We start from the raw sequence: 15,676 nt of genomic DNA, 5'->3' as shown, positions 1-15,676 counted from the left end.
CCTCAGGCGTGCACGACGCCGCCGTCGAGGAGTTTGGACCAGTCCGCGCCCGCGGCCACGGCCTCCAGCGCGAAGACGCTGACCGACGTGGGCTCGTAGCCGATGAGTTCGACCGCCCGGCTCGGCAGTCGCGCTGGGTCGGCGTGGGCCAGGGTGGTCCACAGGTACACGGCACCCCAGATCTGGCGGGGCTCGTTGGAGAACCAGAACTTGCCCAGCATGCCGGGAAGACCGGTGAACGCGTCCACGGCGTAACCGCGCAGGTAGTCGCGCAGCGACGTGGTGGTCTGCTCGGAGCGGGCAAGGTCCCAGGCGACGATCATCAGGTACACGGTGGCTCCTCGGAGGGCGGCGCCGAGCCCAGGCAGAACTCGCCGACGCTCGACTCGGACAGGCGGTCGTGGCCGGTGGCCTGTGCGAACGCGTCGGTGTCGCCCGCCTCGACGGCGCACGGGGCCAGCCGCATCGCGGTCGCGACCGAGTACAGCGTCTGAGTGAGCACGCCGACGTGCTTCAGGGTCAGCGCAAGGGCCATCGATTCGTACTTCCACATCAGCCGGCCGAAGCGGGCGGCGATGACGATCAGTACCTGGGGCGGCTGCTCGGCGCCCATCGCGCGGGCGGCGGCCTGCAGCAGCCGCCGGCGTGGCGGTTCGGCGGCGTCGAGCACCTCGAGCTGGTGCTCGAAGGCGTCGTAGTGGTACATGCCGGGTTCCAGCCCGGCCGCCGAGCGGACCACGAGGTACAGCTCCAGTTCGTGGACGGCGCCACCGGCCGGGTACGGGCGATCGGACGTGTCCCATCCCTGGCTGTCGTCGGCGGAGCGCACCCGGGCGCAGCGGAACAGCAGCTCGCCGATCGCTTCGATGGTGACCGGCGACGACTCGTCGTACGCGCGGATCGAACGGCGCCCCTTCAGGACACCGGTGAGCGTCGGGTCCGTCTGGTGCAGCCGGGTCAGGTCGGGCCGCGCCAGCGCGACGGTGCGGGTGCTCATGGGCGCCGGTCGGCCGGGCAGGGGCGGGAACCGGTCCTTGGCCCACAGGGTCGCGCCGAAGTGGGAGAACCGGGTCGATCCGGCGCGCTCGTACGACTGGCGGCTGCTGTCGTGGAACCACAGTTCGTGCGGGCTCCATTGGGCCTCGTGGAACGGCTCGGCGTCCCCCGCGCCGACGAGGAGCCCAGCCCGGGCGAGGTCGGCGGTGAGGCGGGCGGGCAACGCCGGGCCTTCGAGGTCCGTGGTGAGCGGACCCGCGACGAGCGCGGCGATCTGCGGCGCGTGGATCCGGACCACGACCGGTGAGCGGGGCGAGGTGAGCTGCAGACCGTTGTGGTCCCGGCGCATCACCGCGAACCGGGACAGGGTCAGCGGTCCGGACCGCTCCACCGGTGGTAGGGGCCACCAGTTGCCCTTGGGGACCACCGTGTACTGGGCGACGCCGCCGTGCAGCACGGTGACGGCCAGCCAGCCCCGCTCGCGCAGCCGGTCGACGAGCCCGTCCACCGGTGCGGAAGGGGCATGGTCGGCGGCGATCTCGGCCAGCACCGAGGGGTCGCAGCCGCCCGCCGACAGCCGCCACAGCGCGGCCCGCTGGCCGTCGTCGAGGACGCCGAGCGGCTCCGCCCGAGGCCAGCTCACCAGGTGGTGCCGGCCGTCGTCGCGGGTGACGCCGTGCACGCCGAGGCGCAGGGCGAGGCGCTCGGAGAGCTGTGCGGGACCGTCGTCCGAGGGGCGCAGGCCCGGGACGAGACGGCCCATCGAGGCGCCGGTGGGGCTGCGCCGCGCTGTGTCGACCGCGGACACGCCGTGGAGGCGTTCGGCGGTGTTCGCCGCCACGTGGCAGAGCAGGAAGCGTTCCGACGGGGTCAGGCCCACCCGAGTGAGGAACAGGTACAGGTAGTTGAGCATCAGGCGGTGCTGGGCGAACCAGACGGTGTCCCGCACGTGCGCCTCGAACTCGGGACTGTCCGCGGTCTCCGCGTGGAACGCGCTGGCCCGGCCGAGCTGCGCGCTCAGCGCCGCGTGTTCGGCGCGCGCCTCCGGTGGCGGGTCCAGTGTGATCATGCCGGCGTCGACGAGGGCGCCGGCCCGGTCGCGGAACGGTGTGACGGTGCGGACCCAGCGTTGGACGAGGGCGTCGCCGTCGTCGTCGTGGACGGCGGCGGCGACCGCCTCGGCGCGGGCGGTGAGCCGTCCGGCGTTCGCCGTGAAGTAGCCGTCCCACGCGGGGCGCAGCCCGGCGCCCTCGGGCCAGGTCGACAGGAACGCCTCGGCGTGGGACCGGAACGACACGAAGCTCCAGCTGAGGTCCGCGCCGCAGAGCGCTTCGGCGGTGGCGATCAGCAGGTCGAACGCGATCGCGGGGAGCTGGCGGCCCTGGCGGCGCAACCGCAGCACGTCGAAGGCGAGGGCGGTGGTCCGCAGGTGGAACTCCGCGAGCAGGTCGGCGGCCGCCACGCTGCCGAGCATGTGCAGCCGCCGGTCATAGCGGGCATCGAGGACGGTGTTGTTCGCCGGCCAAGGCAGGAGCGGACCGGGGTCCTGTTCCAGCTCGGCCAGGCGCCGGTGGCTGTCCAGCACCGTGGCCGGGTCCAGGACCGTCCGTGACGGGTTGTCGCGCAGGTAGCCGCCGATGTGGTCGTGGACCAGCGGGGAGACGACGTCACGGAACACGTCGCCGGGTGCGCGGACGTGCAGCCGCAGGTGTGGGCCCTGCCGCCAGTGCGGCATGAAGTAGGCGTCGGCGTGCGGCGCGACCTGCGCGAAGAGCGGCTGCACGGCGTCGAGCAGCAGGTCGCGCGGGTCGTCGTGGTAGTGGATGTGCACGCTCTGCCACCCGGTCACGCCGCCTCCAACTCGTGCACCGCCCGCACCGCCATGTGCCGCACGTACGCCTCCTGTCCGACCGTGAGTCCGAGCCGGTTGCACAGCAGATGCGCGCAGATGTCGAGGACCGGCAGCACGCCGTCGCCGGCCGCGCCGGTGCCCTCCCAGCCGCGGGCAGGCGGCGCGAACCGGCCGGCGGTCAGCTCTGCGGTGAGGCCGTCGCGCAGCCGGGTCACCGAGGTGGCCCAGCCGCCGAGCACGTGCCCCGGCGGAAGGGTGCCGGTGCCGGCGACGACGCGCCGCACCTGGCCGGTGATCGACATGAGCCGATCATGTTGCCGCGCGTACGCGTCGTCGGTTGCGGTGACCGGGTCCGGCATGATCCGCAGCAATGGCGCGAGGGTCGCCGGATCCGGTTGGCAGACCAGCCAGGTGGTCAGGATCGCGCAGAGGGCGACCGTCAGGCGCTGGGCGGGTGGCGTCCTGGGCAGCACCCGGAGCGCCAGCAGGCTGGATTCGACGAAGTGTCGCTCGACGGCCTCCATCGCCGCGCCCGTGCCGTAGCGTTCGGTTTCGCGGCGGTACGGCACGAAGTGGGCCGTGTTCTCCGGCCGTAGCCGGCGTGCGTAGCCGGAGCGGCCCTCCCACCGGGCGGCGAGCGCGGCCCGGCGCGCGTATGCGGCCTGGGAGTCCTCGCCGGTGACCGGACGGCCGCTCAGGTGGTCGCGGCACCGGCCGCCGAGGCGCGCCGCGAGCTGTCGTCGCGACGCTTCGGGCGCCGGGCGGACGCGTAGCCGCAGGTGGTTGCCGCCTTCCCAGTACCGCAGGAAGAACAGGTCTTCGGCGAGCTTCTCCTCGCGCAGCTCGTCGAGCAGGGCGGGCACGAGGTCGATGAGCAGCGGGTCCAGGTCGCCGCGCTGGAACAGGTGGATGCTGAGCCAGTCGTGTCCGCTCACTCGGTGCTCCCCACTGCGGTCAGTTCGAACATGAGCTCGGCGACCCGCTCGGCGGCGTCCTGCGGTGCCGGCAGAGGCTCTTCGAACGTGACCAGGCCGGACCAGTCCGCGAGGAGCCGGTCGAGGTTCTGCACGGCGTACCAGTTGGCGAGGTCGACGTACACCGGCTTGCGGGCTTTCGTGAAAGCCCGCTGGCCCCAGACCTGCTCGGGGTCCCACAGCCGCACGTAGGAGGCGCGGGGGATGCCGGTTTCGCGTTGCCAGCCCAGCAGCCGTTGCAGGTGGCCGGCGCCGGTGTCGCCGGGGCGTTGCCGGGGCACCGCGGCGGCAGGCACCAGCCAGCGGGCCCGCTGCAGCACGACACGTCCGACCTCGACCCGGGGCAGGAGTGTGGGCGCGGTGACCGTCGCCGGGTCGAGGAGCGGGCACAGCACCGGCCAGGCCGGGTGGACGAGGTATGCCGGGCCGAACGCGGCGAGCAGCAACCGCGCGGCGGGCGGCAGCAGGAGGTCGGCCATCATGCCCGCGTGGACGGGGATCACCTGGCGGCCGGTGGCGGCGTCGAAGAGTTGCGGCAGCCCGGTTCCCGGATCCTGGCGGACCCGCAGCGCGCCGAGGGCGATCCGGTGCCGCGGCGGGCGGGTGTCCTCCGTGCCGGGGTAGGAGATCTCGTGGGTCGACAGGGCGACATGAAGGTTGAGTGCCGACCCGAACAGGCCGGCCAGTTCCGCGACGATCGGCCCGTCGGGCCGGTCCGCGGCCGGTGGGGCCGTGACCGGCGTGCCGGTCGCGCGTTCGGCGAGGTGCGCCCACCGGCCACGCCCGCGACCGTGCCCGCCGGTGATGACGTTGACCGCCAGGCGTGGCCCGTCGGCGCCGGGGACGGCCTGGCCGTAGCAGGTGATCGACGCCGGCGCGGTCACCCAGGCCGGCCAGCTCGCGGTCAGCCGCCGCACCAGCTCGGGGTCCACCCGCTGCGGCCCGGTGAGCTCCGCGATCGACTCGGTGAGCAGGGCGTGCAGCCGCGCGTGCCGTTCGACCGGGCTCGTCGCCAGGTCCGCGGCGCCGACGGTGTAGTCGCCGCGGAGGTACGCGGACAGCGGGGTCCGCGCGGCGAGCTCCCGCTGGACGCGCTCGTGCAGGTCCAGGAACGCGATGTCGGGGGCGGATCCGAACCACGGCGCCCAGCGGTCGGCGAGGGCGAGACGGGTCGGCAGCATCGGGTCGTGCAGCCCGAGCCAGCGCCGGACGACGTCGAGGTCGTCCAGCACCGGCCGCCACGCGCGGGCGTCCAGCCGGGCCGGCGCGCCGCTTTCCACGACGTGTTCGTGGCAGACGAACCGGTCGAGCCGGTCGGCGTCCGGCCAGTCCGGCACGGCGAGGTCGTGGCCGAGCCGCACGGTGTGCGCGACGGCGGTGACGAGCCGTTCGCGGTGCGCGGCGAGCTCGGTGTGGTCCCCGATCCGTGTCGGGACGCTCATCAGCCGGTCCAGTTCGCGCAGCAGCCGCACGTCGGCACCTGTCGCTTCGAGCCAGTCGGCCAGGGCGCCGAGCGGCTCCGCGCCTTCGACCTGCACGGGCGGACGGGCCTCCAGCAGGCCCACGGCGACGAGCCGGTCGACGAAGACGCCGACCTTCGCGGCCGCTGCACCGGTGGCCGCGAGGTGCCGCACGACGTCGGCGGTGGTGGCCTGCCGGTGGCGGACGACGTCGAGACAGGCCAGCACGGCGGGCGCGGCGGCCATGGTGACGATCGTTTCGCCCGTACCGAGGAAGCGCAGCGTCTCGCCGGCCCGGTGCAGGCTGGGGTTGACCCGCAGCACCAGCGTCGCCGCCAGGTCGGGACGGGTCGACACGGCGCGGACCAGCCGCGCGACGAGCACCCGGTCGAACTCCAGCACCGACGACGCCGGCACCGGGTGGGCGCCGGCCGGCGCCGACGGCCCGGTGTCGTCGACGTGGGCCAGGCCGATCCGGGCGAACGAGCTGTATGGGCTGGTCTTCGCGGCGGCCCGGCCGAGGAACGCGACCAACCCGCCGATCGTCCGGGCGCGGGGCCGGTGACCGTCCCGCAGCCAGCGCTCCAACGCGGCCGACAGGTCAGGACTCGCCTGGGCCAACGCCCGGCGGAACTCCGGGCGGCCGGCCGCGTCCCGGATGCGGGCGGCGACCGTGTCGGCCTCGACGCCGAGGAGCGGCTCAAGGTCGGCTTCCGCGCCGATGCGGGCGGCCCGTTCCGCGTGCCACGCGTCGATCCGGCAGACCATGGGTGCGGGCAGGGCACCGCGGATCTCCGCGTTCCACACGTGCTCCGGCAGTCGCCGGTCCTGGTGGATGGCCCGCCGCAGGGCGACGAGCCGGGTCTTCAGGGCGGCGTTGGCCGGGTCACCGACGAGTGGGTACAGCGCCTCGGACAGCACCTGTGCCGTGCGCCGGGCCCGGTCCTGCGCGTCGAGGAGTGCGTCGACGGCAGCGACCGTACGGGTGAACCGCATCGCGGACAGGACATCGACCGGCAGGCCCGCCACCCGGACCACCACCGGCCGCTCGACAGCGTAGCCGGCGACCGTCCGTGTGGTCAGGGCCTGCGGTCGTGTCATTGGATCAGGACGAGGACGAGCAGGAGAACACCGACGAGGCGCCGAACTCGCCCAGCCCGTGCCCTGCGGTGAGTGATTCGACCGTCAGGCCCTGTTCGGCCAGGTCGAAGATGTCCATCGGCACCTCGTCGAGCTCGAACCGCAGCTCGGGCCGGGAGTCGGTCAGGCCTTCCGTTGACTGCATCTGTTACCTCCTCAGCGGTGGTCGGCCCGTGCCCGGGCGACCTATGCCCACGGTGGGGGATCACCGCCCGGTTCGGCCGTCACGCTGGCTGGATCTAGTGGTTCCCCCAGATCGTCGCGGTGAGAATGCGCGTCATGGATGGACTGGTGACGGCTGTCGCCGCGATCCAGTCGTACGTGCCGCAGGCCGTGGTCGGCGTGCTCGGCGCCGACCCGGCGGCGACGGTGCACCTGACCGACGACGCGGTCCTGATCGGCTCCTGCGACACCTGCCTCGCGCTGCGCCGGGAGCGCCTCCAACCGGCCCCGCTGCGCCTGGCCGCCGACGCCGCGAGCTGGACACCCGGGCCCTGGCCACACCTCACCCCCGCCGTCCTGGAACTGATCCGCCACCTCCACGCGGTCGTCGCCGCCGGCACGGTGTTCCGGCTGGCCTGGGAGACCCTCGACATCCAGCGCCACGAACTGCTGCCCGACCCGTCCTGCCCGGCCTGCGGCACCCCCGCTCCCGCCGACCCGATCCGGTTCGTACCACGGCCGAAACCGTCCAGGTCGGCGTCCCGCCTCCGCGATCTCGACGCCGTCCACCTGCCGGAGCGGGCACTGGTCAACCCGGTGTGCGGGGCACTCGGCCCAGCCGCCGTCGCCCTCACCGACGCACCGATCGTCCCCGTGGTGGTCGGCGGCACCCTGGCCGGCTCCGGCAGGGGAGCGGACCGGGTCATCCCGGTGATGTGGAGCGGGCACGCCCGCAGCTACGGCCGTAGCCGCACCGCCGCGCTCCTGGAGGGCCTGGAACGCACCGCGGCCGCATGGCACACCGGCACCGCCCCGGTCGTCGTCGACACGTTCGAACGCGTCGCCGCACGTGCCGTTCCGGGCGACTGGCCGTCGTTCGACCCACGGTCACCGATCCGGTGGGTACCGGGACACTCGCTGCGCCACGATGCGCCGGTCCTCGTGCCTGAGCGGATGGCGTACTTCCTCGCGGGTCCCCGGGAGACGTCGAACGGCTGCGCCATCGGCACGTGCCTCGAGGAGGCAGCCCTGCACGGCCTGCTGGAGCTCATCGAACGAGACGCGTTCCTGATCGCGTGGTACGGCCGGGCGCACCTGCCCGAGCTCGCGCCCGGCACGGTCACGGATCCGGCCGTCGGCGCACTGATCGACCGCCTCGCCGCAGGCGGACACCAGGTACGCCTCTTCGACACCAGGATCGACCTGCCGGCACCGGTGGTCACGGCGGTCGCGGTCGCCACCGGCGGTGCGGCACCGGCGCTGTGCTTCGCCGCCGCAGCCGGTCTCGACCCGGATTCGGCCGTCGCCGGCGCCGTCGGTGAACTCGCCGCGCTCGTGCCGGCCGTCCGCGAACGCGCCCTCGCCCAGCGCGGCCGGATCGACGCCATGCGGCGCGACCACGGCCTCGTCGAGTCCGCCGCCGACCACGCCGCGCTCTTCGCGGACCCCGCGGCGATGGCGTACGCCGGGTTCCTGCTCGGCGACCGGCACGAAGTCCCCGGGGCGCCGCGCCCATGGCCCCGACCGTCCGACATGGACCTGCTCGAAGACCTGCAAGCCTGTGCCAGTGCGGTCATGGAGACCGGCTCGGACGTCATCGTCGTGGACCTGACCACAGTGGAGCAGCGGCGGCTGGGCCTGCGTTCGGCGCGGGTCATCGCCCCGGGGCTGGTGCCGCTCGACTTCGGCCCCCGGCAACGCGCACCAGGGCTCACCCGGATCAGCACCGCATTGCGGCACGCCGCCGCGCCCCCGTCGGAGGGCCCGCACCACGTGCCCCACCCCCTGTCATGACGGTGACGCCCGAGGACCGCCTGCGCCTGCGCGCCGACGTCCGGCTCACCCGGACAGCCGATGGCATGCTGGTACGGCGTGGGGAAACCGCGTTGCTCGTCCGGGGGCAGGCAGCGGCCACGCTCGAGCGCATCGCGCCCCGGCTCACCGGGACGTCGACGGTCCGTGGGCTCTGCGCCGGCCTTCCCGCCGACGAGCAGCGCACACTGGTGCAGCTCGCCGCTCTGCTGCTGCGCCACGACTGTGCCCGAGACGTGGCGCAGGACAACCGCGCCTCGCCGGCTGAGGACCCGCGCCGCCACCGGGTGCTGCTGAGGTGCCGGTGGCCCGCGGCGGCACCCATGGTGGCCGCGGCCGCTCGCACGTTGCTGCGCTCGGGGATGCCGGCGATCGACGTCGCGGCCGACCTGTCCGGCCGCGACTGCGCCGCCCTCGATGCCGAAGCCGCAACGGGTCACCCGGCGACGCTCAGGTTCGTATCAGGGCAAGCCGCCGGCCACGGGTACACGGCGATCGTCACGGTCGAGCCGATCGGGGGCCCGCACGAGGCGCCCGGCGAGGTGACGGTCGCGGCATTCGTCGGCGACGACGTCGCGGTCATCGGCGCCACCACCGGGGCCGATGGCGGGCCCTGCCCGAGCTGTACGCGGCTGCGGTTGCTCGCGAACCGTGACCCTGGCACCGTGGCCCCGGCCGCGCCGGACGGCGCCCGTGCCGCGATCGCAGGGACGCTGCTCGCCGCCGAGGTCCTGGCGGCCGTCAGGGGCGGCCGCCGGCCCTTCCCGGCGGTCCTGGTCCTCGACCTCGCCACCTGCGAGACCCACCGGGAGCGGCTGCTGCCGCACCCCGGCTGCGCCCATCCCCGTGGCGCGGCCGACGCGACGGCGGCGGATCTCGTCGCACCGCACGTCGGGGTCCTGGCCGGGTTCACCGACGACGCGGCGACGCAACTGCCGCTGCGGGTCGGTGCCGTCCGTCTGGCGTACCCCGCGCAGACCTTCGTCGCCTACCACCCGTTTACGGTGGACGCGGCCCGGGACGCCGCCGTCCGGGCGGCGGTGGCCCACTACGCCGAGGCGGTCCTCCCCGACCGGCCGCTGCGGTGGGCACCGGCCCGGAGGCCGTTCACCGGCGACCCGGCATCCTCACCCGCGGGCCCGTCCAGGGCGGGCGTCGGGGTGGGCGCCGGCCTCGCGGATGCGGTGACCGCCGGGTTGTGCCACGTCCTCGCGGGCGATGCGGCCCGAGCCGGGCCCGGCCGTCCCGTCGAGCCGGCGGCGCTGTATGCGGGCGCGAGCCGGCCGGACATCCTGGAACTGCTGGTGCGCACCGCCGCGCGGGCCGGGTTGCCCGTCCGGCTGTCCGTGCCGGCCGGCGCGGCCATCCCCGTCGTGGTGGCGCGGGTCCCACGGTCGACGCCGGCCGTGGGTTGGGGTGACGACCTGGCGGCGGCCGCGACGCAGGCGTTGCTGTCGCTGCTCGGCCCGCGGCAACTCGCCGGCTACGGCCGGCCGCACCCGGTGCTCGACACCGGTGCCCTGCTCCCCGCCGCCGAGCGGTGGTTGCGCGAACAGCACCGGGACGCGTGGTTCGCCGACATCACCCCGGTGGACGTCGCCCGTACGGGCCTCACGGTCGTGCGGGTGCTGCTCATGTGCCGTCGACCGGGATCTTGACGAACAGCGCTGCCCCGTTGGTCACGCACGTCGTCGCTGCCATGGGCATCGGTGTGCCCGCCACGGCTGCCGTTGCGGCGCCGGCGTCACCCGCAATCCGCGGGTGCGCCGGGTGAGCGGATCCTGCCCGACGCGGATCGGCGGCCGGCGTCCCACTCGGCCGGGGTGAGTGGGAGCTCCGCGCGCAGGGTGGTCCCGGCTCCGCGCGGGCTGTGGAGCACGATCCGGCCGCCGAGCGCTTCGGCGCGATCGTTGAGGCCGACCAGGCCGGTGCCGCGGGTGAAGTCGGCGCCGCCGACGCCGTCGTCGCGGACCACGATGCGCAGGACGCCGCCGGTGGTGTCGGTTTCGACGGTGACGGTGACGGCTGAGGCGTTCGCGTGTTTGGCCGTGTTGGTGACTGCCTCGGCGATGATGTAGTACGCGCTGACCTCGATGTGCTCGGGCAGCCGTCCCTGCATGCGGATGTCGAGGTCGACGGGGATCGGTGCGTGGCGGGCAAGCGTGCGCAGCGCCGTGCCGAGGCCGGATTCTGTCAGGATGGCCGGGTGGATGCCGCGGGAGATCTTGCGGAGTTCGTCCACGGCGCCCGTCGCCCCGGCGACGGCGCGGTCGAGTTGTTCGGCGAGCGTGTCGAGCTCGGGTGGCAGCGCCGCCTGCGCGGTGCGCAGCTGCAGGGCCAGGGAGATCAGCCGCTGCTGGGCTCCGTCGTGCAGGTCGCGCTCGATGCGCCGGCGGGTCTGGTCGGCGGCGGCGACGATCCGCGCGCGGGACGCGGTGAGCTCGGTCCGGCTCTCAGCGTTGGCGATGGCGGTCGCGATGAGCCCGGTGAAGTCGGCCAGCCGCTGCTCGGTGTCGTGGGGCAGCCGTTGGCGGCGCGACCCGACGCGCATGACGCCCCAGAGCCGCCCCTCGACCTCGATCGGACTGGCGACTATGGAGCAGATTTCGGGCTCGATCCCGGGCAGCGCCCCCGGCACCGGTTTGTCCACGTCGCGGCGCGCGGAATGGCCTGTGGCCTGTACCGTCGCCATGGCGGTGCGGGGGTCGGGCCTGCCGCGCCAACCCGGTGCGGTCTGCTTGAGTCCGTAGCCTCCCAGCACCGTCGCCTCCCCGTCCGGCTCGAATCGGAGGATCGACGTGCCGTCGGCGTGGAAGAGCGCGCCGACCTCGTCGGCCACCGCGGCGAACACGCGATCGGGTGCCGCCCCGCGGGCGACCAGCGTCGCCACCCGCCGCAACGCCGCCTGCTCGTCGGCGATCCGGCGGAAGGCCGTGTACAGGTGGGCGTTGTCGAGCGACACGGCGAGCTGACCGGCGATGAGTCTGACGCAGTCGAGCCGTTCGGCGGTGAACGCGCCGTGGATGAGGCGGTTCTCGAGCAGCAGCACCGCCCGCAGCATGCCGCGGTTGAGGATGGGCACGGCCAGTAGGGAGCAGGAGCTGAGGCCGGTGAAGTACGGGTCCCGGGCGAAGCGGTCGTCGCGGGTGGCATCGCCCACGACCAGCAGCTCGCGCATCCGCTCGGCGTATCGGAGCACGGACATCGGCACCGTGTGCTCATAGCCGGCGCCGCCGGCCGGGATGATGCTGCAAGCATCCCCGAGCGCGGGCAGTATCCATTCGTCCCGGTCGTCGCTCCACAGCAGCAGGTGCACTCCGGTGGCGCCGGTCATCGCGGAGAGCACCTGGACCAGGCGGGAGTACAGGCCTTCGGTGCTGGTCTCCGAGCTCAGCGCCGTCGACGCGGACAGGATGCCGAGCAGGTCGACGGTTCCGGTCGTCATGGTGGGGCGACGCTGGAGAAGGTCGCCGGGGTGGCGGGCGTCGTGCTTGTCGATCGGCTCGTCGTGCGGTCGCAACGCCGGGTAGGCCCAGTCCAGTTGGTCGACCTTCGCGGTCGCGCCCCAGGCGAGGTACCCCTGACGGGCCGCGGCGAGCAGTTCGAAGCCGGCGTGTTCGACGCCGTGGGCGAGGTAGAAGCGGGCCGCGTGTTCGGTGATCAGGGCCTGATGCCATGGCCGTACGTGGCGGGCGACCTCGTGCCGGGCGGCGTCGAAGCCGTGGACGGCGGCAACGAAGTCGCCGTCGGCCCAGGCCCGCTCGGCCTCGAGCAACCGTAGCCAGTGCAGGAAGTTGGCCGGTGCGTCCGCGGCGCGTGCTGCCAGCCAGTGCGTCACCTCGTCCAGTTCGGACAGCAGACCGTCGCGCTCTCCGGTGTGGCCGGCTCGGGCCTGCCCGGCGAGGGCCAGTCCACGCAGCACGTGCGCGGCGGCGGTCGGGTAGAAGGTGGCCGCGGCCGACAGCAAGGGCATCGCCGCCGCGGTGCACCGGGTCAGGCCGACCAGATCATCGAGGATGGCGGCGGCGATCGCGCGGGTGACCTGGAGGTGGAACAGCGCCCACGGGCTCTCGGCGTACCTGTCGGTGGGGGCCGTCGCACCGGCGATGGTGGCGCTTTCGCCGCACAGCACACCGGCCAGTCGCCGGTAGCTGTCGTACGATTCGCCGATGTGCTCGTCGCCGGTCTGCCGCACGAAGGCAAGCCCGGCCTCCACCTCGGGGACGTAGACGTCCAGCGACGGCACGCAGTCCAGCAGACCGACCATGTCCAGGTAGTAGGTGTATCCGGCGTTGGCCAGATCACCCCCCGCGATGAGGCCTTCACGGGCCCGCCGGCTCGCGCGGACACCGTTTTCGATCGGCTCGAACCAGCAGCTCAGCAGCGTGGACAGGAAGCGCACCTGCGAGGTGTCGGGCTCGTAGCCGCGGGCCTCGCCCAGTGCCAGGATTCGATGCATCGCCTGGTACGCGGCGGTGTAGTCGCCGCGCACCGACACGGCGGCGAAGCCGACGTGGCTCGCCGGGCCGAGGAGGGGGCCGGCGGGGCCGTGCTCGATCCAGATCCGCAGCGCTTCCAGGCTCAGCCAGGCGAGCCTGGCGTGGTCGGCGGCGAAGTAGACCGCCGGCAGGATCGCGTTGATCAGACGGGCCACGGCGAGCACCACCGGCTCGGTGACCTCCGGCCGGGTCAGCTCGTCCACGGCGTCCTCATGCTCCAGCCACCGGTACATGAGGTCGAACCGGCGGTCGAGCTCGGCCGGGAGCCGGTCCGCGGTCGGCACGGCGCTGTCCAGCTCACGCAGTGACTCCAGGCCGAGCCCGATCGCCTCGACGTAGCGGTTGCGGTGCGTCAGGCCGCGCACCTGCACCGCCGTGGCGGGCGCACATTCCAAGGCGGTGGGGCACAGCCCTTGGATCGTGCGGAACTCCTCGTCCGCCTCCTCCAGGAGCCCCAGGCTGTACAGGGCGGCGTGCCGGCCGGTGCGCACCTCGACGAGCGCGGCGGTCTCGTCCGGGCCGATCAGCCGCAGCGCGGCCGTCAGCAGCGCGTTCACCAGCGAGTATTCCCCGATCATCGTCGACTGTTCGGCGGCCCGCCGGAACAGCTCCACCGTTCGGCGCCGTTCCGCGGGGTCGTCGACCGCATCGACCACGGGCAGGTACTGTTCCGCCGCGACCGCGAACAGCTCCGCCACCGCTGCCAGCCGCCGCGCCATCGCCAACTGCAGGCTGCGCCGCCGGCGCGGTTCCACCCCGCGGAGGACCACCTCACGGATCCGGTCGTGGCGAAACAGCACCGCCTCCCGCACCCCGGGATCCAACACCAGCACCCCCTCGTTGAGGGCGGCCGCGAGTCGCTGTTCCATCACCTCCGCCGGCTCGCCGACGGCGGTCTGCAGCACGCCCAGCTCGGCCCGCCCACCGAGGCACGCCATCGCCTCCACCATCAGCCGCGTCTGCGCCGGCATGGCATCGACCCGCGCCGCCGACAGTCCCGCAACCTCCGGCCGGTCCAGGTGAGCGCGCACCTGCGCCACATCCCACCGCCACCTGGCCCCCGCCACCAGCACACCGTCACGGCGCAGCGCGTTGAGCAGCTCCACCGTCTCGTACGGATTACCGGACGTGTACGGACTGATCGCGTCGCCCAGGGTTGCCGCCGTGGCCTTGTCCACGTGGAGCATCTCCGCCACCATGGCGACCGTGCCGGCGACCGGCAGGTTGGCCAGCCGCAGCTGCCGCACCTCCGGCCGGTCGCACCACCGGGACCGCGCAGCCGCCAACGGATGCACCGCGTCCACGTCACCTTCGCGGTAAGCTGCCACCAGCAGCAGACCGTCGACCGGCTCCGCGCTCAGCACCAGGTCCACGAAGCCCATCGCCGTTCGTCCCGCCCACTGCAGGTCGTCGACGAACATCACCACGGGCCGTTTCTGTGAGGCGACCGCGCGCAACACGTCGAACGCCACCCGCTGTGCCCGCGCCTGGGCGGTCAGCGGATCCCCCGGATCGGGCGGCACCCGCAGCAGTGCCGCGAACTCCGGCACCGCCGCGGTCAGCAGGCCCGCGTTCGCGCCGGCCGCCGCCAGGATCCGCTTGCGGACGTCGGCCAGCTCGTCCTCCGACTCGGCCAGCAGAAGCCGACCCACCGCCCGCAACCCCTGGTGCACGGCGTCGCATTCCAGGTCCCGCCGGTACTGGTCGAACTTGCCCGCCACGAACCAGCCGTCCCGGCCGGTCACCACCGGCCGCAGTTCATCGACCAGCACCGTCTTTCCCACCCCTGGCGCCCCGCAGATCAGCACACCCTGACACCGGCCCGTAAGCGCCTCCTCGAACGCCGCCGTCAGCACCGCCACTTCCGCATCGCGCCACACCAGCCGTGACGGCGGCAACAGCCGCGGCGGAACGTCGCGCTCGCCGACCCGCATCGTCGCCGCGCGCGGGTCGGCGTCCCGTACCCGCTCCAGGTCGTAGAGCACGCCCTCCGCGGTCTGGTACCGCTTGTCCGGCTCCTTCTCCAGCAGATGCATGATGATCTCGGACAGCGGCGCCGGGATGGTCCGGTTCGCCTGCGCCGGCGGCACCGGCACCCGAGCCAGATGATCATGAGTGAGCCGCAGCGGGTCACCCCAGCCGAACGGCGGCGCGCCCGTCGCCAGTTCATACAGTGTCGCGCCCAATGCGTACAGATCGGCCCGCTGATCCACCGGCCGGCCGGTGCGCCCGGTCTGCTCCGGCGCCAGATACGCCAACGTCCCCGCGATCTCGGTGTGGTGCGTGAACCCGGGACGAAGCTCGGCGATCGACGTCGCCAGCGCGAAGTCCACCAGGCAGAGGGCGCCGTCGCGGGACACCACGATGTTCGCCGGCGTGATGTCGCGGTGCATCACGCCCCGGCGGTGCATCCCCGCCACCGTCCGGGCCAGCTTCACCGCGAGCCCGATCAGGTCATCGGCCGCCAGCGGCTTCGCCGCCCCGGCCAGGCTCGTGCCGGCGACATCCTCCACCACGACCGACCCCTGGCACCGCGGTGCCTCCAGCAACTGTGGGACACCGACCACGCCGCGCAGCCGCCCCAGGATCGCCACCTCGTGCCGCACCCGCCGGTCCGCGTCCGGTCCCGACAACTCCTTGCGGATGACCGTGCGCCCGGCGACGAGCAACCGGGTGACCCGCGTGTGCTCGCTCTCGTACAGTATTTCGATCCGACCGGGTGGATCGCGGCCACGCAGCATCCCGCCGTTCTGCATCAGACACCTCCCGGCACGATCCGAT

Annotated in this window: 8 protein-coding genes; 2 read left to right on the top strand and 6 right to left on the bottom strand. The window is 73.7% G+C overall.

Annotation, left to right across the window (positions count from 1 at the left end; translation table 11 throughout):
* Positions 1-2: 2 nt before the first annotated feature.
* Genes ACQEVZ_RS00975 through ACQEVZ_RS00955 form a run of 5 tightly spaced genes read right to left on the bottom strand, consistent with a single transcriptional unit; the run spans position 3 to position 6,567 of the window.
* Complete coding sequence (locus ACQEVZ_RS00975; RefSeq protein ID WP_344513785.1) at positions 3-332, bottom strand: hypothetical protein; 330 nt, start codon at positions 330-332, stop codon at positions 3-5.
* Entirely contained in the window at positions 323-2,845 is a 2,523-nt protein-coding gene (locus tag ACQEVZ_RS00970; RefSeq protein ID WP_433359918.1) for a thiopeptide maturation pyridine synthase, read from the bottom strand. Before ACQEVZ_RS00970 ends, ACQEVZ_RS00975 begins: the two co-directional genes overlap by 10 nt.
* Positions 2,842-3,783 (bottom strand): lantibiotic dehydratase C-terminal domain-containing protein, encoded by a 942-nt coding sequence (locus tag ACQEVZ_RS00965; RefSeq protein WP_433359915.1) that lies wholly within the window; start codon positions 3,781-3,783, stop codon positions 2,842-2,844. Before ACQEVZ_RS00965 ends, ACQEVZ_RS00970 begins: the two co-directional genes overlap by 4 nt.
* Positions 3,780-6,383, bottom strand: coding sequence for a lantibiotic dehydratase (locus tag ACQEVZ_RS00960; protein ID WP_433359912.1), 2,604 nt, complete (start codon positions 6,381-6,383; stop codon positions 3,780-3,782). Before ACQEVZ_RS00960 ends, ACQEVZ_RS00965 begins: the two co-directional genes overlap by 4 nt.
* Positions 6,384-6,387: 4 nt before the next feature.
* Positions 6,388-6,567, bottom strand: coding sequence for a thiomuracin/GE37468 family thiazolyl RiPP peptide (locus ACQEVZ_RS00955; protein WP_344513792.1), 180 nt, complete (start codon positions 6,565-6,567; stop codon positions 6,388-6,390).
* Between the two features lie 134 nt (positions 6,568-6,701).
* On the opposite strand from ACQEVZ_RS00955, the gene ACQEVZ_RS00950 reads away from it, so the two are divergent.
* Together ACQEVZ_RS00950 and ACQEVZ_RS00945 are read left to right on the top strand one after the other, a co-directional pair.
* Positions 6,702-8,378 carry a TOMM precursor leader peptide-binding protein gene (locus ACQEVZ_RS00950; RefSeq protein ID WP_433359908.1) on the top strand — a complete coding sequence of 559 codons (1,677 nt, stop codon included), beginning with the start codon at positions 6,702-6,704 and terminating at the stop codon, positions 8,376-8,378.
* The gene (locus tag ACQEVZ_RS00945) at positions 8,375-10,054 is read left to right on the top strand and encodes a hypothetical protein (RefSeq protein WP_433359905.1); all 1,680 of its coding nucleotides are present in this window, start codon (positions 8,375-8,377) and stop codon (positions 10,052-10,054) included. Before ACQEVZ_RS00950 ends, ACQEVZ_RS00945 begins: the two co-directional genes overlap by 4 nt.
* Positions 10,055-10,140: 86 nt before the next feature.
* Here the strand turns inward: ACQEVZ_RS00945 and ACQEVZ_RS00940 are convergent, their stop codons facing one another.
* On the bottom strand, positions 10,141-15,651 hold the full coding sequence (locus ACQEVZ_RS00940; protein ID WP_433359902.1) for a protein kinase domain-containing protein: 5,511 nt from the start codon (positions 15,649-15,651) through the stop codon (positions 10,141-10,143).
* Positions 15,652-15,676 lie beyond the last annotated feature (25 nt).

This window comes from Dactylosporangium sp. CA-152071 (assembly GCF_050936335.1).
GTDB classification, from domain to species: domain Bacteria; phylum Actinomycetota; class Actinomycetes; order Mycobacteriales; family Micromonosporaceae; genus Dactylosporangium; species Dactylosporangium maewongense.
The sequence above is the reverse complement of the archived record's forward strand: the minus strand, read 5'-3'. Positions and strand labels throughout refer to the sequence as shown.

Bases quoted from the DNA above. Each gene is read 5' to 3' on its own strand.
- ACQEVZ_RS00960 (WP_433359912.1), bottom strand. From the start codon at position 6,383: ATGACACGACCGCAGGCCCTGACCACACGGACGGTCGCCGGCTACGCT.
- ACQEVZ_RS00955 (WP_344513792.1), bottom strand. From the start codon at position 6,567: ATGCAGTCAACGGAAGGCCTGACCGACTCCCGGCCCGAGCTGCGGTTC.
- ACQEVZ_RS00950 (WP_433359908.1), top strand. From the start codon at position 6,702: ATGGATGGACTGGTGACGGCTGTCGCCGCGATCCAGTCGTACGTGCCG.
- ACQEVZ_RS00945 (WP_433359905.1), top strand. From the start codon at position 8,375: ATGACGGTGACGCCCGAGGACCGCCTGCGCCTGCGCGCCGACGTCCGG.
- ACQEVZ_RS00940 (WP_433359902.1), bottom strand. From the start codon at position 15,651: ATGCAGAACGGCGGGATGCTGCGTGGCCGCGATCCACCCGGTCGGATC.